Origin of the sequence: Mucilaginibacter sp., from assembly GCF_025362475.1 — a bacterium.
Lineage (GTDB): Bacteria > Bacteroidota > Bacteroidia > Sphingobacteriales > Sphingobacteriaceae > Mucilaginibacter.
In genome coordinates, this window is record NZ_JANYGH010000008.1 from 75,256 (window position 1) to 97,718 (window position 22,463).

Genomic DNA, 22,463 nt, shown 5'->3' on the forward strand with positions numbered 1-22,463 from the left:
AAAAAAAATCGCTATGCCTAAATAAATTTCCATGCTTTTAGTGTTTTTAAAAAGTCCTGTCTTACTCATTGGTTATCTTTTAAAAGTTTTTTTATAATGGGCGCAATGGCACTTGCCCAAGCTTTATAACCTTCTGGTAGTAAGTGAATGCCATCTGTACCATATTTAGTTGAATCCAACTTGCCATCCGGTAATATGAAACCATCAGTCAGATTTAAATAAATAACAGATTTCAGGTGGCTTTTGGCCAGCAGTTGGTGTATCTCCTCATAGCTTTTCCTTTTGGGGTCATCTTTTTTTAACCCGGTAGGCAAGGGACCTAACAGGAGTAATTTGGTATGAGGCATATTTCTTTTTGCCCATTTTGTAATCAACAAAATCCCTTCTGTAATTTCCTGCGGACTATCGCCCGCTATAATATTGTTTACCCCAACTGTTACTACCATTACCTTGGGTTGAGCTTTAGCATAATTCCCATTTTGCAGGCGCCAAAGCAGGTTTTGGGTTCTATCACCAGAAATACCTGCACATTCCCATCTCAGATTTACAAATACGCTGTCAAAAGATTTTAGACCCGGTTTGTAGGTTACATAAGTTCTGTGTCCCCCGATTCCTTGTGTAATCGAATTGCCCAAAAATAAAATATCAAGTTTTCTCTCTACAAGCTGTAGGCTATCAATGTTTTCAAACTGTGCCCACCAGTCTTTTTCGGGTGTCCAGCCAGCGCCATCGCGATACTCGTTGCCGGCGGCAGGTATGGCCGCAAAATTGACTTTATAGCCGGTGTTTGACAGTATAAAATTGGTGATAGGCGTTGGGTTTGGTAAACTGTGCGGATGATGGTTTACACCGGGTTTATGTATAACTGTTATGTTTCCGCCTGCTGCTTTTACACGCTGTTCGAACAGCGTGGTATTTTCTGCAATAGGTACCACATCATCGGCATCGCCCACTACATGCAACATCGGGAAACCCAATTTTGCAATATCTTCGGCATGATCTAAGGGGCTATCCTTAAAGTTTATCGACTGCTCTTCCGTTAGGTTGTAGTCTCTTTTAAAGATCTCCCAATCCTCTTTACTACCTGCACTTTTTCCTTTACCTCCGGGCCAACTTTTCAGATCTAATACCGGGGCATCGGCATATACGCAGGCTACATTACCGGGATTGGCTAATGCCCAGTTGTACACATAAACCCCTCCCCGGCTCATGCCTTCTAAGGCAGCCTTTTTGGCAAGGCCGCATTGCTGCGTCAACGTGTAAAACTTGTTCCATAAGTCTATAGCGTCTGCATTGCCAAACAACTCGGCCACATCACAATACACTACATGAAAGCCTCTTTCTAACAAGGAGATATCTGTTTGAGGCTCATGCCCCCAAAACCTTGCCCGCCAAACCCAGGGCTTACCGGGAGCAGCTATTTTGGGCTTAACAACTTTGCACTCTCTGCCTTTAAACGTAAAGCTTGCACATTCAAAACCATAAAAACTACTGATGCGTTTTTCTTCCTTTATTTTTGAAAAAATATCGAATTTCTTATCACCCTTTTGAGTGATTGCTTCATATATACGCGATGCGATAATACCTGCACCGATAGAAGTGGGGTGTACTCCATCGGGCAGCAAGTCTGGTTTATCGATAAACAAAGGAAATAGGTTAATTACCTCCAATTTTTGCTCAAAAGCCACATGTTGGGTCATGGGGATAATGTTTTTTATCAACACCGGGTTGTAAATTTGGTTACTGTCAGTAAAAAATGAGGGCAATGGCAATAACACGATAACCCGCGGCTTGGTAGGCAAAGTGCTAAATGAATTAATCAATTCTTTATAAGTGCTTTCAAACTCATTGTACATAGGACGGGTGGGTGCTTTGCTATCATTGGTGCCCAGTTTTATAAGCACAATATTTGGACGGCTGGCCAATGCTTCGACGTACTCTTTCGTTTTCCAATAGGGATTAGTAGTATTTTTTAACAATGTGGCTCCACTATGGCCAAAATTCATTACTTCGTAATCATCACCCAGCATATTTTGTAATTGTGCCGGGTATGAATTTTTTTCCCGGTTCGCAATACCCAATCCGTAAGTTATGCTATTACCTACGCAAACTACTCTGATCTTTTGGGCTGACAGTGATAATGATATAATGCTAAATAGTAGAAAGATTACACTAATCCTGGTTTTCATATGCTGTTTTCATAGTTATTGATTTTTGAACGCTATTTATTTCAACCTGATCACCATTTGATATTTTTATCTATAAAAGAAATAAGATCCTTCGCCATGGTTTGTTGTTCGATGCGGTTTGGGTGTCCGGGTGTGTTTTTAAAAGGGAAAAAAAGTGTATGTATATTTTGGTCATTCAGATTTTTGACTGCCTGAGAAATATAACCAGGCCAATTTGAGCCGGCTTCTGTTGCATTCATATTACCCAGCACACAAATAATGGAGGCATGAGGGTATTTGCTACGGATGGTTGATATGAAGTTTTGATACGACTTAATTATAAACTCATCAGTGGGCGGGGTAGTACCAAATCTTATTTTAAACTGGGCCTTCTCGGGAAGTTTAACCAACCAATAGTCATACTGAAAAAGATTTACCACAACAATGTCCGGCGTGTAATTCGAAAAGTTCCATTTGCTTTGAGGATTTGTTGGGTCCAAGCGGTCGTATATGTCTGGCATGATCTCAGGAAAACCGCTTATCATAACACCAATACCGCTCCGGGCAATGCAGGAACACTGAGCACCGAAATGCCTCGCTGTTAACGCATCGTAAGTATAGTAATTGTTAAAATATTCTGGTGCGCCCGGATTCTGGACACCTGCCGGCGCATCCACACCATTCCCGGCAGTAATAGAATTACCATAGAACTCAATTTTACGGACCTGAGCTTTTGACCGGGGTAAAATCTTTCCTTTTCCTTCGATCTCAAATCCGTAGAACCTCGTTTCGGAGGTATTATTGGTCAATTTATAAATTTCGACCGAATGGATTGCATCAGTTAATCCGGATGCCACGATGAACCTCTTTTTAGTACTGTCGGAACTTATCTTTATAATTTTAGTTTGATCTCGGTCAACTATTGCATAGAAATAGTCTTTCTCCCGAAAAGATTGCATGGTCGTATTTAATCCAGTTCCCTTAAAATTAATGGTGACGGCAGAACCCGGCCAGTAAAGAGATACGGAATCTTCCGCTACCTTGGTACGTCCGGCATAAGATATATTGATATTAGAAACCTTGATCTGAACCTGACCATAACTTTTGACAGCAATCGTCAAGCTACTTATTAAAACTAATCTTAAATATCGTTTCATTTATTATTGCTTCTGGTATAATTTTTTTTCAGATTGTAGGTGATGTGGTTTAAAGGGCTGTGTTCTATCCAAAGGGTGACGACGTATCTCGTCAGTTCAAATTATCAGCCCCCAATAATTCTGGGCCGCTGGCTTTGCGCTTTTGCATTGAAACAGTCATTTGTACAGCACCTAAAAACCTTCACTTTTTTGTTTTCTCATCTGTTATATCATAATGTTAGAGCTCTTGCTGTGTGGCGATGTAACCGTTTGGCCTTACAACTGTTATGACTGCTTTACCTGTATAGTTTTTCTCCAATTGAAGGTTTAGCTTTTCTCCCGGGTGCAACGTTGGAAGCTCCTGTGGCTTTTGCATTGCGTAATTACTTGTACTGCTGGACATATATATTTTATAGCCCCGGCAAATGTGTTCTGGTAAGCCCACGCTACCAAAAATAGTTACCGGGATAGGTGCCATTTTGGTGGGGTTTATGACATTGGCCACTTGTACTTCAACCGGCGAAGAAAGTTCGCGGAGCACTTTCATAGACGGTTTTGGATTGCCATACATGTCATAAACACCATGTATTCTTCTTTTAAATTTGGTAGTATCACTGGTGCCTGGGTAATGGGTGCGGTAGTCGGTTAAATCAAAATAAATGGCCCCTTGTACAAATGGCTTGCTTTCAAAAACCGCCATATGATAAACCATGTCCCTGATCCGTCGTTCGTCACCTCCTGTAAAATTAGGCTCGCATAAACCAAACTCCGAAATAATAAGGGTTTTGTTAGGATAGCTAACGTGGATACTATCAAGGTAACTGCTAATCTTGGCTACTGGTACTTGCCACCAGCTACCGCCATATTCATTCATCATCAAATAATCGCCCTGGCTGGCGCCATCTGGTACAAAATTTGGCTGGTTTGAAAAACTGCTGGTTAAAGTGTTGCTAACATATGCCTTCATGCGTGTATGATCAAGCTCACTGGTACGTTTCATCAGGCTATCAATCATCGCCTTCACTTCATTATCGCGCCCACGCAATTCGTTGCCCACAGCCCAGGAAAAAATGCTGGTATGATTATAAAGATTATTAACCATGCGCTCCAGCTGTTTGGTGGCGATATTAAGAATGTCTTTATTGGCCGGTGTTTCAGGCCCCCAAAGGGGTATTTCCTGTTGTATTAAAATGCCGTTACGGTCGCAAAAATCGTAGAACACCTCATCTTGCTGAAAGTGCATTCGGGTGAAAATGGTATTCACCTCTTTTAGTAATTTGCAATGGCGAATGATCTCCGAATCGGGTTCGGCAAAGCCGTAGTTTGGGTTGGAGCCAGCTGTCCATTCTGTACCCATCAGTTTTACAGGCTCGCCATTTAAAATTATCTGGCCATTTTGCATTTTCAGGTCTTTAAAGCCAACAGTGGTAGTAACAACATCAACAGCTTTGTTGTTCAGCATCACTTTTACCCGCACTTTGTAAAGGTTTGGAAAATCAAAGTGCCACGGGTTTACTTTGGTAAGGTCAATATCGGTTACGGCTTCGGTGCCCTTCCAAATTGGGTTGTTTATTTTTGAATATACTGTATTATGCGTAGGTTGATTTTCTTCGGAGACGTCAACAGCGTAGCGTAAATTGTTCGACTGCTGATCGAAACCCAATTTTATTTTCAGGTGCCCGCTATCATTTGTTAAATCTAATTTAGGTTCTACATGAATATAATTCGCAGCGGGTTTGCCACTTACAATCAAAGCAACTTTTCTGATAATCCCCCCGTCATTCGGCCAATCGAAAGATGTGCCAAACGGAACCTTGTTTTTTGTATAGGCGTTATTAACCGCTACCGTGATCTTATTTTCAGCCCCATATTTAAGCTTATTATTAAGATTGATGCTGAACCTGTTAAATCCATCTCCTATGTTTTCAAAAACTTTTTTGCCGTTAATATAAATTTTTGAGGTATGGTTTACAGCGCCAAATTGTAATACTACGTTTTTGTTTTTCCAATTAACCGGCACTTTCAAGGTATAACTGTACCAGCCCCAGCCGTAATGATTTTGGGTTGCTTCATCTATATTCCAGGTGTGGGGCAGGTTTACGGTTTTGGCATTGGTCAGTTCTTTACTGAACCAATGCTTATCTATGCCTTCTCCCTTTATATCAATAGCAAATTTCCAATTACTATTGATGGGTATGGTATCACGTTGGGCAAAAAGGGTATTACTAAGTAGCAAGGAGTAAAATAGTGTAATCAGGCTGATTTTTTTTTTCATTTTAACTCAGTTCTTGTTGTTAACAATCTTTCGGTTCCTTATTTGTGGGACAATTTCTTTGCCGGGAACTCCCATTGTTTCATCAACATAATTTAATTGTTCTGGCGATTGACCTACCCAATTGCTGTTTCGCGCATCGATATGTATCATGCCGGATGCAGGACTAATGGTTAGGGTGGTAAATAAGGCATCCTGATATGGACACGTATAACATATATAGGGATGAGATTGATGAATTTCTTCTGAATAACTGTAGTGTTTGTGCTTATCCCCAACCCAGTAATAGGAGGCGGAATTGATATGAACGTAATTGATGTTTTTTATAAAAAGTTGGCTATCAATGTGTGAATGGCCGTTCATGGCCACTAATACCTTATCAGAATATGCACTTAATATTTCCTGAATTTCTTCTGCATTATCTATAGCTATAGCCCCGGCAAGTGGCTGGTGACTAAAAACAACTACGGGTTTGTTAACTTGTTTTAATTGTTGTTGTAACCATACTTTTTGCTCGTCGTTAATATAAGAAGGATACCCCCCTTTGCGCGTGGGAGATCCTTTATCGTTGCCATCCAAAACTATAAAGCACACGCCATTGATTTCTTTGGTGTAATATCTTGCCGGCATTTTCCATGAATTAACACATTGTTCTTTAGTATATCCAGCGTCGGTATCGTGGTTACCTATCATATGTAAAGCTATCTGATGCGCGTTATTAAAATCATCAACAAGTTCTTTGTTCTTATCATTGGGATAGGCAAAGTCGCCCATTTGCATGATAAAATCAGGCTTGATTTTTTTCATGTAACTTAAAAATGACTGTAACCGGTCTTTACCGTTATGTATTACGTCATGATGCAAATCGGTAATAAGCCCTGCTTTAATCTGCTTCGCTTTTGGCGGAAACATGGCGAGTGCTGTACGCGGGATTTGCAGTGCAACGCCAGTAGTTAGCATCCCGGTTATAAATTTTCGTCTGTTTATCATTTTTATATCTTATAGTATAGTTTAAAAAAGCAGGACTTTTTAAAAATTTGGGTATTTGTTTGCATTGATTTCTAAATACCTATAATTATTTCATCATTGAAAATATCGTTATTGATAAACCTTCACCCAATCTACGGTCATTTGTACAGGTAATTGACCTGGGTCTATTTCCCCAACCCAATTACCACCTAATTGCTGATCAATCATAATATAAAAGGGCTGGTCGTATGGCCACTGAATGGTGCCTGAATCCTGTTTGCGCGGATAAGTAAATGTTTCTTTTCCGTTTAATGTAAATATTAATTTATCCGGGTACCATTCCAGTCCAAATACATTAAAATCATTTATATTCAGTTTGGCTGTTCCAAAATGGGGAGGATTCTTGTCCTGCTTTAAATTAAGCGTATAGTAGGAATGAGTGGTTTGATAGATAATAGAATCTCTATTAAGATGCTCCATGATATCGATCTCCCCGTTCATTGGATATTTGCCATACTTGTTTTTTTCAGCAAGCATCCAGATAGCCGGCCATGCACCCTGTGCGCATTCCAGCTTTGCGCGAATTTCAATTTTACCATATTGAAAGGCAAACTTGCCTTTAGTATAAACGCCCCCAGTAAGGTATGGCCTATGATCGGCTAAAGTATCCGGGTTTTTAATGCCTTTTAGGTACAGCTTTCCGTCCGATTGTTGATAACAATCAGTATAACTACTCATGTGTTTATTCCAGTCGGCCGCCCCTGGCGCAATTTTGCTCCATTTATTACTGTCCAGAACGTCCCCGTTAAACTCATCTTTCCATACCAATTCCCATTTTTTGTTTACCCTTCCTTCTTTTTGCAAATAGATGTAATGACCATCTCTTCCCCGATGCAATATTTTACAAGAAGAAAATAAAATAGCGCCGAAAGCGATTGTCCACCTCAATTTATTCATAATAATCCTGTTTCACTGATTTGTTTTACATGCCGTTTTTTACATTTCACTTGCTTTAAACGGGCATCAAACCAATACTTAGAGAGCCGGGGTAAAGGGGAAGCCCTCAATGCTTCCCCTTGTATCCCGGAGATATGGTTCAGGTGAAGGTCTTCGACTAAATTTTTATCATTATTTAAATTTTGTTACAGATTACGTTCCAACTCAATCTGTTGAGTTCTTTGCGAAAACTTAACAGACTGGCAGAGAACCATGTCATTTTATTGACCAGTAATTCCTATTTTTTGGCAAATGATTAGGCGCGCACTATGTGGGAGCAGTGATTTGATGACATATTCTTTTTCAAAAACGCCTAACTTTTCTCCCGTCCATTTGTTGATGAGCTTATATTTACCTTCAGGCAGTTTTATCCGCCGTTCTACGGGCATATCGCCCCAATTAAAAACAGAATAGACTGTTTGATTTCGTAAACGGGTTATACCAATTTCAAATTTTTCATTTTTAAACCTTGCCGCAGTTCCGGTTGGAGGCATAAGTTTTTTTAATATTTTCAATCTTGCCGGTGTAATCTTAGTTAAATCATCACCACTTAATAACATGCCTCCAGATGCATATACTGTGGTCGCATGAAACAGATATTCATTTTCGCTTAATTTCGGAGTTTGATTTTTAACATCCGCAGCTTTCCCTGCCTGATCCATTATATCGGTAGCGCCACCATCTGTTAATAAGATACAATCAGGATCATTCCACCATAATCTTCCATTTTGCCATCCTCTGAGCAAATTTTCACGACCTATATTCCTAAATGATTCCCATTTACGCCAAGTATCCATAGAACTCCGTGAACCATGAATTAAACCTAAAGAAGCCCAAACCGGATGATTACAGCCTACTATAAATGCATCACCGGCCCCCTTTAGTATTGCCTGCATACCTCGACGATAAGCCTCAATACGGGTAGCCTTTTTATCGTAATGAACGCCGCCATGTATTGCTCCCCAATAGTTTGCATCCAGTTTAAAGTAGGTGCAGCCCCATTTTTGCCGCATCGTTTGGAAAAGTTCTGTAAAATACTTTTGTACCTCCGGATGTGTCCCATCCAGAACGTACCAGGGACCTAAACGCCAGCCTCCAAAACCCACTTTATCTGAACGAAGAGGTTTCCCAGCTTCATCTTTGACAAACCAATCCGGATGATTTTTAAATAACGCCGATTCTGGGCTGGCTACAAATGGAGCAACCCAAATAGCTGGCTCCAGCCCTTTGGCTTTAATTCCTTTTAGTACTTCTTCCACATCGCCACCGAATGCTTTACCTTTTTCCAGCCAATCTCCCATCCAGGGCTGATACCCATCATCAATTTGTATATATTTTAGTTGAGGCAGGTTACCGGCGATCCAATTTGTGTTATCGGCAACATTTTTTGCCGTAACCCCGGGACCGAAACAATACCAGGAACACCAACCCATAGGTACAGGATCATGCTTTAAGCGCGGGTGATGCTTGGCGATAGCTGCAGTCAATCTGTCATAAAGTATTTCCCGGTCATTTCCCGATATAGCCATAAACTCTTCAAGATTCCAGGATTCACCTGGCTGTAACTTAAGGTTTTCGCAATCTAAAGAAATGCGAAGACGTTTTGCATCGAAAGAAAATCTGGAAATAAATTTATTGCAGGAAGTGGTGGCCAGTAACACCCTGTTGTTATTTTGCAACTGTAGCGTAAACATGCCATAGGCGGTACGCATATCTTCTGGCTCCGGAATTTTGTAATGGTTGCGGTCCGTATATGTACCCCAATCTTCTGGTTTGCCAAGCGTTCCTCCCATTTGCCCAAGTTTCTGGAACCCTTCGCCATACAACTTAGTAGTATCTGGGAGCTGATGTTGAAAATCGAAAACAACAACTTCCCGAATAGTCACCGGCGACGTTGAATTGTTTTTAACGGATAGTTCACATAAATCGCCTTGCCATTTACGTTCAATAGCAATTAACGACGAAGCACTGGAACCATCAGACAAAATAACCTTGGCCGGCGCCTTTCTTAAAGCGGTCAAAAAACTATTATCTTTTTTTTGACCGTAACCAGATTTGTAAAAAAATAAGCAAGTTAACAACAGCAATGCGGCAAAAACGCCCGGAGAATATTTCCTTTTCAATATAAATGAATTATTTAACAACATGAGTCACGTGAACTTAAATATTAAAAAAACTAAAGAGAGTTTTAAGTGCAAAACTCTCTTTAGTAACAAGTTTTATAGTTTTTCCAATACCCATTGCTGGTTATAAGAACCATTTGCCGGATTTTGAACAACAGATGCACCAATCGCGGTAGAACTACCTAATATTTCGATAGCCTTGCCGCTATTTACACTGGTTATTACATAATTACCTAAATCATTCGGCGATAAGGTATACATTTGATTTAAACCTGAACCATAAGGCCATTGCGCCAGAGGGGCGTTATTAGCAGTTGAGGCACCGGTAACATCAAGTGCCTTACCGCTGTTCACATTCAGAATACTAAAGTTAGCACCGCTCACAAAGTTGATATTCCACATGTTTGCATTTGCAGGGCTGGCTGAACCTTGTACAACGGCAGCTCCATTTGTTAAAGAACCTCCCGAAACAGAAATGATATTACCACTGTTGGTATTGGCAAGTATATATTTGTCAGCCGGATTAAAACCATTAGGGTTAGCAAAACAATAGCTGATAAGTTTCAGTAAAGAAGTGCGGTCATCTTTTGTATCGCAGGTAAGATGAAAAAACATAACTCCTCCCAGGTTTTTAGATAACGCATATGCTATTTTCTTCCTGATAACAGGATGCCCGTCATAAAACCATTGTTCAGTAGCGGAAATTGTTGCATGGTTCACAAAGGCCAGATTAACATTAACTGCCACAGCAGAATTAAATCCAACCTGGTTTGTCGGCTGATTGTTTACATAGGTCCATGCATAGGCCGGGATACCGGCATTCATTTTGGCCGCGGGCACTTTGGTAAGAAAGAAATCCACATCGGATTGAAACTCGGCTAAAGTAGCATGAGATTGAGGGCTTCCCGGATGCGTATAATCATAAATCATAGGATTTAGGAAATCAACCCGTCCGTAGGCAGCGGTAGAGATCGAATTACCTTGGTAGCTGGCAATTGCCATCGATAACAACTTTGAGTGCACCTGAAGCGAATCAGATAACTGCACCACGAAGTCGTTATAGTTTGAGGTGATCTGGCTTCCCTCATAGTCAAGGTCTATTCCGTCAAAATTATTACTTACAAGATAGGTAACTAAATTATGAATATAATTAGGCCTGTTTGCCGGTTGCAGCAATGTAGCTCCATAAGTATAAGCACCGCCTATAGCTATAAAAGTACGAAGGCCTTTTAGGTGCGCCTTTGTAATAAACGTGGTAATACTTGGGGTTGTAGGTAACACGCCCTGGCTGTCATAAAGCTCGCCAATAATGCAAATATCGGTGATCAAATCCGTATGTGTAGAATCTATCCATTTACCATAATCATGATCGTTCTCGGCAAAGTAGGCAAAAACCCTTTTGCCGCCGGGTAGGGATGATAGCTTTAGGTTGCTTCCTTTTTTTGCGATCGTCAGCGACTCATTAAGGGCCTGGATAGATTTGTCTTTCTTGCATGCGCCAGAAAGAAGTACAGCAATAGCCATGCAGCTAAATACTGCGCAATTGAAAAGTTTGTTTGTTCTCATTTTATTTTGATTTTAATGGTTTCTTAAAACAGTTCTGGCAATCCTATTGACATTTTTTTGAATCAAAGAAATTAAATCGGCGCATATCTCTTAAGGAGAAAACGACCTGGTTACCTCTTTATTCAACTAATAGCCAAGTATTGCCGTTTGCAGGTATGGAAACCTGCAACGTAACATTACCTTGATTATCAAGTTTAAAAAGCTTCGGACTATCACCCTCAACCGCTATGCTGGCGTTATTTTTTAAACCAGTGTAATAAAGTGGTAGCTTTACTTCCCTGGTAATAGCAGTATCCAGCGGATTAAAAAACATTGCATAAGCTTTCTGTTTAAGCTGTGGATCTACATGTATAAATCCATCCCAGTCCCTTCCCGTTGGGCGTTGCAAATGAACAATGTCTGCATTCAAAATGTCACGGTATTTCTTGTAGTGCGTAATTTGAGCTGTTACCAGGTTGCGGGTGGCATCGGTGTCATATAACCTGTTACCGCGGTAACAAGCCTGTATACCCGCACCATAATTCTGAACCATATGTGCCTTATAGGTATCCAGGTGTTCAGAGAGCGGCTCAAGCGTAGCGGCTTTGCCCCCGCCATGGTATTCAACCAACGGTACAAATGTCCAGTTCATACTTGGCGTGCGGGTCCAAGTGCCATCATAATTATTTTGACGTCCTAAAACCAGTTGTTGTTCGCGCGGAAGTGACCAGTTAACTTCTTTGTAGCCAATACCAGTTTTGTTACTTCCTGAAAGAAAATAAAAATCAGGAAGGTTCATATAAATCCCCTTAGCTCGAAGAGATTCATAAAATATTATGCTTTGTTTCCACTGATTCCATTGCGAATCGCCGTAACCTTTATGACCCGGATGGTTTATAGAAGCACAAAAATCACCAGGATAGGGACCATCGTGCTCTAACATATCAAAGCCTGTATAAGAAAAGAAGTGGTTGAGTTTTTTGAGATAATCTATCCCCCATTTACTGCCTAAACAAGGCGCATTGCCAAATTTGGTACCGCCGGGCTTACCAGTATTAATGTTAATTGCATCGTTGTCCGCATCTATACTACGGCTGGAAAAAAGTGAATATCCGCCTACTTCAATTCCTTTTGAATGCGCATAATTGGTCAGTTCTTTAAATTTGTTGAGGTTGGCTGTTGTGGTGTCTTCCATATTTAAGCCACTCCCGAAACTAAAGATCACCATTTCATAACCGGTTGCCTTGCATTGATCTATAGCCTGCTTTACTACCTTGGGATCTGTTGAAGTAAGATGCAGGAATATAGGATTTTCGGTAGCCCATGGCGCAAGCGTGCGATACATTTTACGTTGACTAAGCCCATTTCTTTCCCGGTCGGTTCCATCAAGTGCAAGCACATATGTACGAAATGTATTTAGCGTTTCATTTTGGGCTAATTGTTGCTGAGGGCCAATTTTAGGCATACTTTTCACTACACATGGTGTTCTCATGCTATAATCAGCCTGTGAAGTATAGGTTTTATCGGTTTGCCAGAAAATAGATTGATCTGAGCTTTCATATGTAAATCCTCCAAAGGCGTATTCATTTTCAATATAAAAATTTGGTTTAAGCCATTCACCCTCTGCCATAGGGGAGTTCAAAGGTTCATGATAAGCTATGATTTCACTTTCGAAATGATTTACAGTAATTTTCGCCGCGCCCTTATTGGTTATTTCGAGCCATTTAGCTATTAGCGGTAACCCATCAAAAAGCTGGTAGTGAACACTTACTGAAATATTTTTCAGCGCAGGGTGTGTATAATGAAATATTACTTCTTTACCTGTAGAATGCCATTGGCTACTTGCCTCCCATCTTTTTACCGGAGAATACAGCTGTGGTTTTAAATCAATTGTTTCAAATGAGGTTAACACAAACGCATTTGGTATCGGACGCATCTTAGGAAGCCATTTCGGCAATAAGTAAGCCTTATCTACCTGCCCTGTAAGCCCACCAACCGGATAATTTATACTATCAATAAGCAAATTAGCCTCAGGCTCCACGTCCCGGAGATATTCCTCACCGCTTACTAAATTCTTTATGCTGGTACACGCCAAATTTCCCGAAAGGTAAAATGTACGGCTCACCAGCCCGTTGCTCATCACAATCTGGTTTTCATCAAAACGCGAAATTTGAGCTTTTTCGGCAGGTGGTTTAAGCAGCCAGTCTGTTTTTGTTACTGCCGGATGGTAAACAGGTAGCTTTAACAAAGCTGACGTTAGTTGTTTGCTTGCCATAGGCACGCTTTTGGTGTTACCTGCATAATTTTCATCTACCAGCGTAGGTTTAAAGTATTGTTTAACAGTAACTGATGCATTTGCCCAGTTCGCTACATCACCGCTAATACCATCACCAGCATCGGATACCGAAAAACCAAGTGTTTGTACACCCGATATATCAACATCAACATGTACGGCTTTTTGACCTTGTTTTATTACCCCGCTATTCCATATTTCCTTTCCATCTGCTTTAAGGATAAAAACTACACTGCCAGGTGAAATTTCTTTTAATGAGGTACCGATGCCTACCAATATTTTTTTATCGCCGGCTTTTTGCAGTAAATAATAGGTTTGTGTTCCATCGCTATTGGCAATTGATTGAATGTTTTTAGCGCTCAGGTTACGGTTTTCTTTATCATCTACCCCAACATCGGCCACAAACCTCAGCCCTTTTCCACCCAGATAAAGAAATCCGGAGAAAGGAGCATGCACGCTTATTCCATCATTGAAAACCTTACCGCCAATTTTCATTCCCTGGCCCGTCATGGATTGGTTAACAGCAGGCGAAAATACTTGTTGTGTAAGCACATCTGTATTTAATGCCGATAGTGGGAAATTTTGCCCTTGTGCCTTCGCTAAGTTTTCACTTATGAGCACGATAAACAATAGCAAAGCGTATTTTTTGATCATATAGATAATTTTCCAGGATAGATACCGGCAGCACCTGAAATTTCAGGCACTACCGGTATAAAAAATTTATTATTGAAGAGGATCAAAAGTTCCCCCATCCCAGCCATTGGTTTGCTGAAGATTCTTGTTTTGTTGCAGATGCGCTAAAGGGATAGCATAGAAATAATACTCATCTTTAAAATTGATTGCAAGGCTTTGATCAAGTAGCTTTGGTGTTTCGCTGAAGTAATCAAAATAATTGGTACTGAGATTAATCCCCCCAGCCGCATAGGCCGCAATAAAATCTGCAGCTTTACCATTATATTTGATCAAATTCACATCTATACCAGTACGTCTTTTTCCATTCAGTAACGATGCATACAATCTGCGTCTTCTCAAATCCTGATCTCTTTTACCTTCGAAAGCCAGCTCCAACCTGCGTTCTAACAGGACGGCCTCTCTCATTTCTGCCTGCGACATACCAGATTTAAGACCATATAGCCCGTTTGCCCCGGCATCTATCCCGGCACGCTTTCTGATCGCTTCAAGCATTGTATAGCTCAGCTGAGTGTTATTTACTTCATTGGCAGTTTCGGCGTAATTCAGCATTACTTCGGCCAGGCGTATTTCAATCCAGTCAGTTCCACTATGTTCGGCATCATACGGTTTGTATCCTTCAAATATTGTTTTACGGGTATAATAACCGGTAAAAGTTCCACCTACGGCCTCTCCTCCCTTAAATGTCCATTGTATTCTGCCGGTTTTTCCAGACAGTGCCCATGTATCACCATTATGTACAACAGTAGTTGCAAACCTTGGATCGCGGTTTAACCAGTATGCAGAAGCATTATATCCGGAACTTGGATCAGTAATAGATAACCCATTTTTCATAGGAAATGCGTTGACAAGTTCTGTAGATGGCTGATCTCCGCCAACAAAATTTTGCGATTCTTCCAGCGGTCGAACGGTAGCATCGTGGGTTTGTACACGACCGGGATTGTTGAAACGGGTAACTAAAATGGCCTCGGTATTGGCGCTACCCTCTACAAACCAAAGATTTCTGAAATCGGGCATCAGCGCATTGCCGTACTTTGTAAGTGAATCCATGGCTGCTTTGTTTGCATCAAAAGCAGTCTGCCACCTCGCTTGCTGCTGCGATGGATTGAATTGTTCAGATGCATAGTGCAGTAACACCCTGCCTTTAAAAGCTAAAGCTGCACCGCGGGTTATTCTGCCCGCGTTATCTGCATTCCAGGTGGTGGGTAGTAAAGTTATAGATTGGTCCAGATCTTTAAGGATCTGAGCAATACACTCTGAAGTTTTGTTCCGCTTTACATTCAAGTCGTCGGTAAGACTTTGAGGGGTAAGTACAAGAGGCACCCCACCATAGCGGCTAACCATTTGAAAATAAGTCCACGCCCTTAAAAAAAGCGCTTGTCCCTGAAGTGAGTTTTTATCACTTTGAGGATATGGGGCTCCGGGGACTTTTTGTAACAGCAGATTTATGCTTCTGATATTGGCATAAGGCCAATAATCTATAGAATTTACCGTCAGGTCGCCATACATTCCGGTGCCGCCAACGCCTTCCTCAGAAGCGTGGTTGGTAGCATCCGGCCATCCTGGCAGTGTATTAACATACAAAGCATTTAAAAAATTGGTGCTCAGGTTAACATCGGTCCAAACTAAATCTTCGGGTATGGCATTCAAATCGGGTTTATCCAATACCTTTTTACACCCTTGCAATCCGATAAAAGCCATCAGTATACACGATAGTATGGCAATTATATTTTTTTTATTATATATTATTTTGTTCATAACAGTTTTTGTTAAGAAATTTAAAGTGTAAAATTAACTCCAAAAGTGTAATTGCGGTTCAGTGGATAAGCCACTATAGAGGCTGCCTCAGGGTCATAATCCTTAATATTTCTCTTGAAAAAGAAAAGGTTAGAGCTGTTTAAAAACACCCGAACTTGTTTAAATCCGGATTTGCCAAGCAAGTGGGCAGGAATGGACCAGCCTAAATTGACATTTTTCAGACGTATAAATGAGGCATCCTGTAACCAAAAGGTAGATGTACTACCATCGGCATAGATAGGGTATTTACCATTTGGGGTTTCTGGTGTCCAATGATCTGCCCAAAATGCAGCGCTACCGGCTTCAGGTACTGCATACTGTGCAAAATTAAGCAAATTGGGCATTTTATAAAATTTACCTACTCCCTGTACAAGCACATCAATACTAAAAGATTTCCACACCGCGCCAAGGGTTAGTCCATAGGTAGACCGGGGTACTGAATTACCGATAAATTGCTGATCGTTGCCATCAATTTTTCCGTCCGGGGCATCGCTGGTGGCACCACGTACATCCTTATAATTAATCATACCAAGTTTCGGAATGGCGCCGTTGATGGTATATCCGGCTGGTAAAGCATTAAGTTCGGCTTGTGTACGAATGATACCTGTAGATACAAGGCCTAAGAAATCTCCTACAGGCCTGCCTACCTGATTAAGGTATGACCTGATGTTGGAAGCCTGGTTAATACTAAGTTGCTTGTTTATAGCATAACTATAGTTTACGCCAGCACTAATGGTAAGGTTATCATTCAATATTTTTCTGTAATTTACAGCAGCCTCATACCCATGCGATTCGACTGCCCCAAAGTTGACGAGCGGATAGATCCCTCCCCATGTATCTGGTACATTAGCGCCTATATTTCCTAAAATATCCGTTCTTTTGTTCATATAACGGGTGGCTGATACCGTTAAGGCATTATTTAGCAAACTGGCGTCAAAGCCGATATCAATTGATCGCTTTTTGGCCCAGGTAATATCTGCATTTGGATAGGTACCCACTGCTACGCCGTTTGTTACGCCTCCAAAAATTGCACCGGCAGCTGCACGATAGTATTGATTCCATTGTATTGCACCGCCATCCGGTTCTTCACCAGTAAAACCTAACGAAGCCTTGAATTTAAAATCATTGATAAACTTAATGTTGTCTTTAAAAAAGGATTCATCGCTGATGCGCCAGCCTGCAGATACCGCCGGAAAAGAAGCATATCTTTTATTGGGAATAAAATATCTCGAGCCTTCATAACGTAGTGAGGCCTCTAAAAGGTATTTGCCGTCGTAGTTATAATTTACACGGCCGAAACCTGCAAGCCGGCCGTCATCAAATTCACTTCCGCCTATACTATAATTTGTTGGGTCGCTGCTGGCCAGGCCAATTTGATCAAGCTGTGGCGACAACACGAACTGATTCTGCGCATTAAAGCTTTGGTTCTTTGTTTCGCTCTGTTCATATACCGCTGTTGCAGAAATATTATGCTTACCAAAAGACTTGTCATAGTTAATGGAAAAATTGAGCTGGTAAAAATTACTTGCCGTGTAGCTTTCACCAATCGTATTACCGTCGTTACGAATCTTCGTTTTAGTAAAATCGATCTGATCGCCTACTATATGATTGTTACCACCTGTCCTGTTAGAAACATAAAGGCTATACGGCAGGTTAAGAGCCTTTCTGAAATCGTGGCGGGAATAGTTTGCAAATGATCCATGCAATTTCAATCCATCGACCAAGGATGAAAGATTGTAATTTACATCTACCAAAGCCTGGTAATTGCTCCAGTTCTTACGGTTGTAACCATTGTCGCCATTAATAACCTCTCCCGGATTCCAAGCCAATAATGTGCCTGAAGGATATTCTTTACCATTATAATTGATATATGCCGGGGCCATTTTCCCTCGCGTGAGTAAACCTTGATAAAGGTTGGGCACATCGTCGTTATCATAATCGTACAACCAAAAAGGTTTTTGATCATTCCTGATATCGGTGGTTAGCTTAAGCGAAACATCTAAATTGTTAGTGATCTTTGCATCCACATTTGCCCTGATATTGTATTTTTTATAATCGATATTGTCGAATGATCCGGTACCTTTATAATAGGAGCCACTTACAAAATAATTAATTTTTTCGCTACCCCCTGAAACGTTTGCGGTTGTGCGGTATTCGGTTGGCGTTTTATAAAACTCCTTAAGTATATTATAATTAGTTGTTTTAAAGTAGGCCAGTTCATCGTCCGTATATCTCCTGGAATCTGTCAGGTAACCTGTAGGATTAGTTTGTTTTAAAATATCATTCGTAAATGTGGCCTCATCATAAGCACTAAGTGATTGGGGCTGTATAGTAGCCTTATCCGTACTATAACTGGATATAATATTGATTTTAGGCAATCCGTTTTGACCTTTTTTAGTAGTCACTACAATCACCCCATTAGCTCCGCGTACACCATAGGCCGCCGCAGATGCGCCATCTTTAAGCACAGAAATATTTTCTACTTCCGAAGCGTCGAGGCCATCAAATGCAAATTGATCCGAAATAATACCATCAATAACAAAAAGGGGGGGCTTGGCAGTACCAAATCCGTCATAGGCTCTCACCGTAATGGTTGATGATTTGCCTGGCTTTCCGCCAGATTGGGAGATTACCAAACCCGGAACACGCCCGGCCAGACCTTGAGACAAGGTAGCTGCCGGTATCTCTACAATATCCTTTGCCTTTACCGTACTAACGCTTTGTAAAATATTTCTTTTGGTGTTACTACCATAGCCAACAACTACAACCTCATTTAGGGCTGAATTTGATTCAAGCTGTACGATCAAAGAAGATTGTTCTGCTTGTTTAAGAATAAAATTATCAATGTTTTTGGTTTTGTACCCTACGTAAGATATTGTAATCAGATAAGGGGTTTGCGCATTCAAACCTGCAAAGAAAAATTTCCCCGCTTCATTTGTTAGCATCGCTTTTTTTTGATCGGGGTTTTTAGCTGTAACCACGACGGTGGCACCCACCATTGGCGCCCCCTTTTCATCTTTTACGATCCCGGTGATTTCTGCATTTTGCGCTTTTAATGTACTCCATGTACATAGTAGCAAAATGAAAAATAACATTCGTTGTGTAATTTTTTTTAACATAACTTGTTGTTTTAGTTGGTTTTTTTTGCAAATAGAGTCCCATACCAGTATTTACAGACTGGTTTAAAAAATAGTGGGTTGTCTTATTTTTTTATCAAGTACCCCTTGCGTGATTTAATTGTTGTGAGTTTGTTTAGTTCTGTAATTTCTGCCAATAGTGTATCAAGCGGCGTCTGTAAGTAAAGTGTTCCCGTAAAAAACTTGCCTTTAATGTCCTCGTCTTTAAAACTGATCTTTTCGCCATAATGCTTTTCGAGTTTCTTGAAAACTTTATCAAGAGAAACCTGAACAAGGTTTATGGATAATGCCGTTTCTTCAAAAGCATGCCTTTTACTGTCGGATATATTTAATGTATTATTAAGCTTATTTACCGTTAGTACATCCCCAGGCTTAAGGATGCTGCTGAATACAGGGGTTTCTCTATCAGAGGATATATTCCTTACCCACACTTTTCCGGTATGCAGCGCAACCTTTACCAAAGAACTGCCTTTTGTTGCGGTGATTGTAAAAGATGTCCCGAGCGCCGTGGTAGAAACCCCGTTTGCATATACAACAAAAGGATGTTTTTTATCTTTTGTTACATGGAAGTAGCTTTTACCATTTAAGAAAACTTCTCTTTTTTCTTTAATAAAGGGCTGTGCGTAGTATATTTCTGCCCCAGGATACACTTTTACTTCCGAACCGTCGGGTAAAACTATTTTTTCATAATTGTTGGCATAATTAACTGTCGACTTCCACTGGATTACGGGGGAGGGTGCATTTTGTTTCTTCTCATTTAGCGTAAAATTAGGTTTTGAATTGTTGGTGGTTAAGGCAAAATACCCTAACCCTACCGCCATGACAATAACCGCTGCCGCTGCAATATTTCTAACCCAATGTGTAAACGGGAATTTTGCAAAAGTTTTTGATTTTATCTTTCCAAAAAGTTGATCACTCTTTATTTGAGATAAATCTTCCTCCACTACGCTGTCCCACTCATTTTGCGTCAGTAAATGATCCGGAAACTCATCTATCTGGCTCAAAAAAATATTTACAGCGTTTTGCTCTTCCGGGGTACACTGGCTTTTAAAATATTTATCCAGCAACTCGTCGGTTATATTCATACTACTAATACGATTTGATTTGATGATAACCCGTAATCACTGAAAAATATTTTTTTAAGACAGCTGGTGAACTAAGCAAATGATGATTGCAGCACCGGAATACCCTCCCAATTGCTTTAATGCCAGCGAGATATGTTTCTCTACAGTTCTGGGCGAAATAGATAACTGTTCACCAATTTCACTATAAGTGTAGCCTTCAATTCTACTCAGGACAAATACTTTTTTACGGATGGGTGGTAAATGATCTAAAATTGTTACCAACTGCTGGTTTGTTTCGTAGGCAGAGGACAAGGCAACTTCATTTGAAACAGTTTCCTGATAAAAAGACCTTAAATTTCTTTCTTCTATAGCTACCTTTTTAAAATGATCCAGTAAAGTGGTTTTTGCAATCCTGAACAATTGTGTATGCAAACTATGCTGCAAGGCCAGTGTATGCCTAAAGCGCCACAATTTTATAAAAGCAAGCTGTGTTAGCTCATCAGCCAATTCTGTGGAGGCAGTTTTCTTTTTAAAATAAGCATAAACCTTTTTGTGACTTAGGTTAAATACTATTTCAAAAGCTACCTGATCACCCTCATTTATATTTTTAACGTAGTCCTCCATTTCCATTACAGGAGTTTTTATTTAGCTGATATTTATTATATATTGTCCGTTTGCAAAAGAAGTGTAAATTATTCGACTTGGCTAAACTTCTGTAATCTATTTCGCAGATAGACAATATATTAAAGGAAATTTAGCATCATATTTACCTTCTTTTAGCCCTTTTGACTTATACTTATTTGTAAACATCTATTTTCCATTCCATTGATCGGCGAGCCAAAAAGGATCAGCAAAAGAAATTTTCAAAACTGGTTTAAATAATAATTGGTTTCTGATTATAAAGTTATCTAAGGTAAGGATCAAACTTCTTTGTGCAATGGATTACAATCTTTTTTTAATGGATTATTCTATCATTGCCATTTTGAAACAATAAGTCATTTGATGTTAAAATGAGCACCTAATAAAGGTATATTTTAATAATCGGGTTTCTGAGTTGGTTTTATAAAGCTTATCACAATTACAGACAAAATACAAATGCCGCAAATCACCAAAAAGATACTGTCGGTGTGGTGTGTATGATCAATTACAAAACCTAATAAGGGCTCACCTAAGGCGGCAAAAACATAGCCGCACATATTCATAAAACCGATTCCAGTTCCCGTTAATTTGTTACCCAGCAATTCAGGACTAAGTGGCCAAAAACAGGCTTGTGGCCCGTAAACAAAAAAGCCAGCAGCAAACATTAAAGCACTAGCCAGTATCATATTTCCCGGTGGGGAAAAATAGACAACGATGGCGATGATGGCGCTAACCAGCATCCCGGAAACGATGGGTTTGACCCGGTTGTTATTGAACAGGCGCTGGGACAAGGTGCCAAAACAAAGCGCTCCTACAGCCATGCCGACGGGCAGCAGAAAGGTAACCCATATACTATTTGGGCTGTTTTTCCAGTTATTGCCCAAGTAGTGCACGGGCACCCAAAAGATCAACCCATAGCGCGCCATGCTCTCGAAGCCAAAGCTTAGGGAGATGAGCAGGAAATCTTTATTTTTAAATACCTGCCGGTAACGGGATTGCCAGGTTTCTTTTTCGGCTTCCATCACATCATTCCCGGTGTTTTGATAACCGATATCTTTGGGATGATCCCTGGCTACGATCAGGAAAACGGTTGCGCTGATCAATAAAAACAGCACCGGTACCCGAAATAACCATTGCCAGCTCAAACCTTGTTGTGTCAATACTATAGATATCAGATAGGTAGCGGCAGATGAAAGACCTGCGGCCATGGTATAAAAGCCGAATGCCTTACCGTTTTCTTCGCCCTTCCACCAGTTATTGATCAGCTTGCCGCCGGGGGCCCAGGCCATGGACTGAAAATACCCGTTCAGTCCCCAAAGTATCATGATTACCTGGGCGGTATGCGCATAACTGATGGCAAAATTGGTCAGTATGGATAAATAAGCCCCGGTGCTAACCATGATTCGGGCGCTGAAGCGGTCGGCCAGATTACCGTTGACCAGTTGCCCGATGGCGTAACCCACCAGCATGGCAAAACTGATCCAGCCAATGGTGGTATAAGGTATATGCAGGTCTTTGGCCATGGCTGTTGATGCCCAGCCAAAATTATGACGGCCGGTATAGAAGAAGAGGTAGCAGAACATCGTGACCAGTAACATTTTCCATTGCTGGAACCGGAATGATTTTTTCATGAT

The 22,463-nt window shown here is 40.6% G+C and carries 13 protein-coding genes; all 13 read right to left on the reverse strand.

The features are described 5' to 3' along the window. Positions 1 to 65: 65 nt before the first annotated feature. Positions 66 to 2,189, reverse strand: coding sequence for a GDSL-type esterase/lipase family protein (locus Q0R88_RS04105; RefSeq protein ID WP_295712633.1), 2,124 nt, complete (start codon positions 2,187 to 2,189; stop codon positions 66 to 68). A gap of 50 nt (positions 2,190 to 2,239) precedes the next feature. After that, positions 2,240 to 3,325 (reverse strand): electron transporter RnfD, encoded by a 1,086-nt coding sequence (locus tag Q0R88_RS04110; protein ID WP_295712636.1) that lies wholly within the window; start codon positions 3,323 to 3,325, stop codon positions 2,240 to 2,242. Positions 3,326 to 3,542: 217 nt separating this feature from the next. Next, positions 3,543 to 5,579 (reverse strand): sugar-binding domain-containing protein, encoded by a 2,037-nt coding sequence (locus Q0R88_RS04115; RefSeq protein ID WP_295712639.1) that lies wholly within the window; start codon positions 5,577 to 5,579, stop codon positions 3,543 to 3,545. 6 nt (positions 5,580 to 5,585) lie between these two features. Then, positions 5,586 to 6,566 carry a metallophosphoesterase gene (locus Q0R88_RS04120; RefSeq protein WP_295712642.1) on the reverse strand — a complete coding sequence of 327 codons (981 nt, stop codon included), beginning with the start codon at positions 6,564 to 6,566 and terminating at the stop codon, positions 5,586 to 5,588. Positions 6,567 to 6,674: 108 nt separating this feature from the next. After that, complete coding sequence (locus Q0R88_RS04125; RefSeq protein WP_295712645.1) at positions 6,675 to 7,502, reverse strand: glycoside hydrolase family 16 protein; 828 nt, start codon at positions 7,500 to 7,502, stop codon at positions 6,675 to 6,677. Between the two features lie 260 nt (positions 7,503 to 7,762). Beyond that, complete coding sequence (locus tag Q0R88_RS04130; RefSeq protein ID WP_295712648.1) at positions 7,763 to 9,562, reverse strand: glycoside hydrolase family 36 protein; 1,800 nt, start codon at positions 9,560 to 9,562, stop codon at positions 7,763 to 7,765. Between the two features lie 198 nt (positions 9,563 to 9,760). Continuing rightward, the gene (locus tag Q0R88_RS04135; RefSeq protein ID WP_295712651.1) at positions 9,761 to 11,230 is read right to left on the reverse strand and encodes a glycosyl hydrolase family 18 protein; all 1,470 of its coding nucleotides are present in this window, start codon (positions 11,228 to 11,230) and stop codon (positions 9,761 to 9,763) included. A gap of 118 nt (positions 11,231 to 11,348) precedes the next feature. After that, positions 11,349 to 14,156 carry an NPCBM/NEW2 domain-containing protein gene (locus Q0R88_RS04140; RefSeq protein ID WP_295712654.1) on the reverse strand — a complete coding sequence of 936 codons (2,808 nt, stop codon included), beginning with the start codon at positions 14,154 to 14,156 and terminating at the stop codon, positions 11,349 to 11,351. A gap of 69 nt (positions 14,157 to 14,225) precedes the next feature. After that, entirely contained in the window at positions 14,226 to 15,950 is a 1,725-nt protein-coding gene (locus Q0R88_RS04145; RefSeq protein ID WP_295712657.1) for a RagB/SusD family nutrient uptake outer membrane protein, read from the reverse strand. Between the two features lie 20 nt (positions 15,951 to 15,970). Further along, on the reverse strand, positions 15,971 to 19,108 hold the full coding sequence (locus Q0R88_RS04150) for a SusC/RagA family TonB-linked outer membrane protein (RefSeq protein WP_295712660.1): 3,138 nt from the start codon (positions 19,106 to 19,108) through the stop codon (positions 15,971 to 15,973). An 83-nt stretch (positions 19,109 to 19,191) separates the two neighbouring features. After that, complete coding sequence (locus Q0R88_RS04155) at positions 19,192 to 20,211, reverse strand: FecR family protein (RefSeq protein ID WP_295712663.1); 1,020 nt, start codon at positions 20,209 to 20,211, stop codon at positions 19,192 to 19,194. A 54-nt stretch (positions 20,212 to 20,265) separates the two neighbouring features. Then, positions 20,266 to 20,820 carry a sigma-70 family RNA polymerase sigma factor gene (locus Q0R88_RS04160; protein ID WP_295712665.1) on the reverse strand — a complete coding sequence of 185 codons (555 nt, stop codon included), beginning with the start codon at positions 20,818 to 20,820 and terminating at the stop codon, positions 20,266 to 20,268. A 404-nt stretch (positions 20,821 to 21,224) separates the two neighbouring features. Next, positions 21,225 to 22,460, reverse strand: a complete 1,236-nt coding sequence (locus Q0R88_RS04165; protein ID WP_295712669.1) for an MFS transporter — start codon at positions 22,458 to 22,460, stop codon at positions 21,225 to 21,227. Between the last annotated feature and the right edge of the window lie 3 nt (positions 22,461 to 22,463).

Bases quoted from the DNA above. Each gene is read 5' to 3' on its own strand.
- Q0R88_RS04105 (WP_295712633.1), bottom strand. From the start codon at position 2,189: ATGAAAACCAGGATTAGTGTAATCTTTCTACTATTTAGCATTATATCA.
- Q0R88_RS04150 (WP_295712660.1), bottom strand. From the start codon at position 19,108: ATGTTAAAAAAAATTACACAACGAATGTTATTTTTCATTTTGCTACTA.
- Q0R88_RS04120 (WP_295712642.1), bottom strand. From the start codon at position 6,566: ATGATAAACAGACGAAAATTTATAACCGGGATGCTAACTACTGGCGTT.
- Q0R88_RS04165 (WP_295712669.1), bottom strand. From the start codon at position 22,460: ATGAAAAAATCATTCCGGTTCCAGCAATGGAAAATGTTACTGGTCACG.
- Q0R88_RS04110 (WP_295712636.1), bottom strand. From the start codon at position 3,325: ATGAAACGATATTTAAGATTAGTTTTAATAAGTAGCTTGACGATTGCT.
- Q0R88_RS04135 (WP_295712651.1), bottom strand. From the start codon at position 11,230: ATGAGAACAAACAAACTTTTCAATTGCGCAGTATTTAGCTGCATGGCT.
- Q0R88_RS04125 (WP_295712645.1), bottom strand. From the start codon at position 7,502: ATGAATAAATTGAGGTGGACAATCGCTTTCGGCGCTATTTTATTTTCT.
- Q0R88_RS04115 (WP_295712639.1), bottom strand. From the start codon at position 5,579: ATGAAAAAAAAAATCAGCCTGATTACACTATTTTACTCCTTGCTACTT.
- Q0R88_RS04160 (WP_295712665.1), bottom strand. From the start codon at position 20,820: ATGGAAATGGAGGACTACGTTAAAAATATAAATGAGGGTGATCAGGTA.
- Q0R88_RS04140 (WP_295712654.1), bottom strand. From the start codon at position 14,156: ATGATCAAAAAATACGCTTTGCTATTGTTTATCGTGCTCATAAGTGAA.
- Q0R88_RS04145 (WP_295712657.1), bottom strand. From the start codon at position 15,950: ATGAACAAAATAATATATAATAAAAAAAATATAATTGCCATACTATCG.
- Q0R88_RS04155 (WP_295712663.1), bottom strand. From the start codon at position 20,211: ATGAATATAACCGACGAGTTGCTGGATAAATATTTTAAAAGCCAGTGT.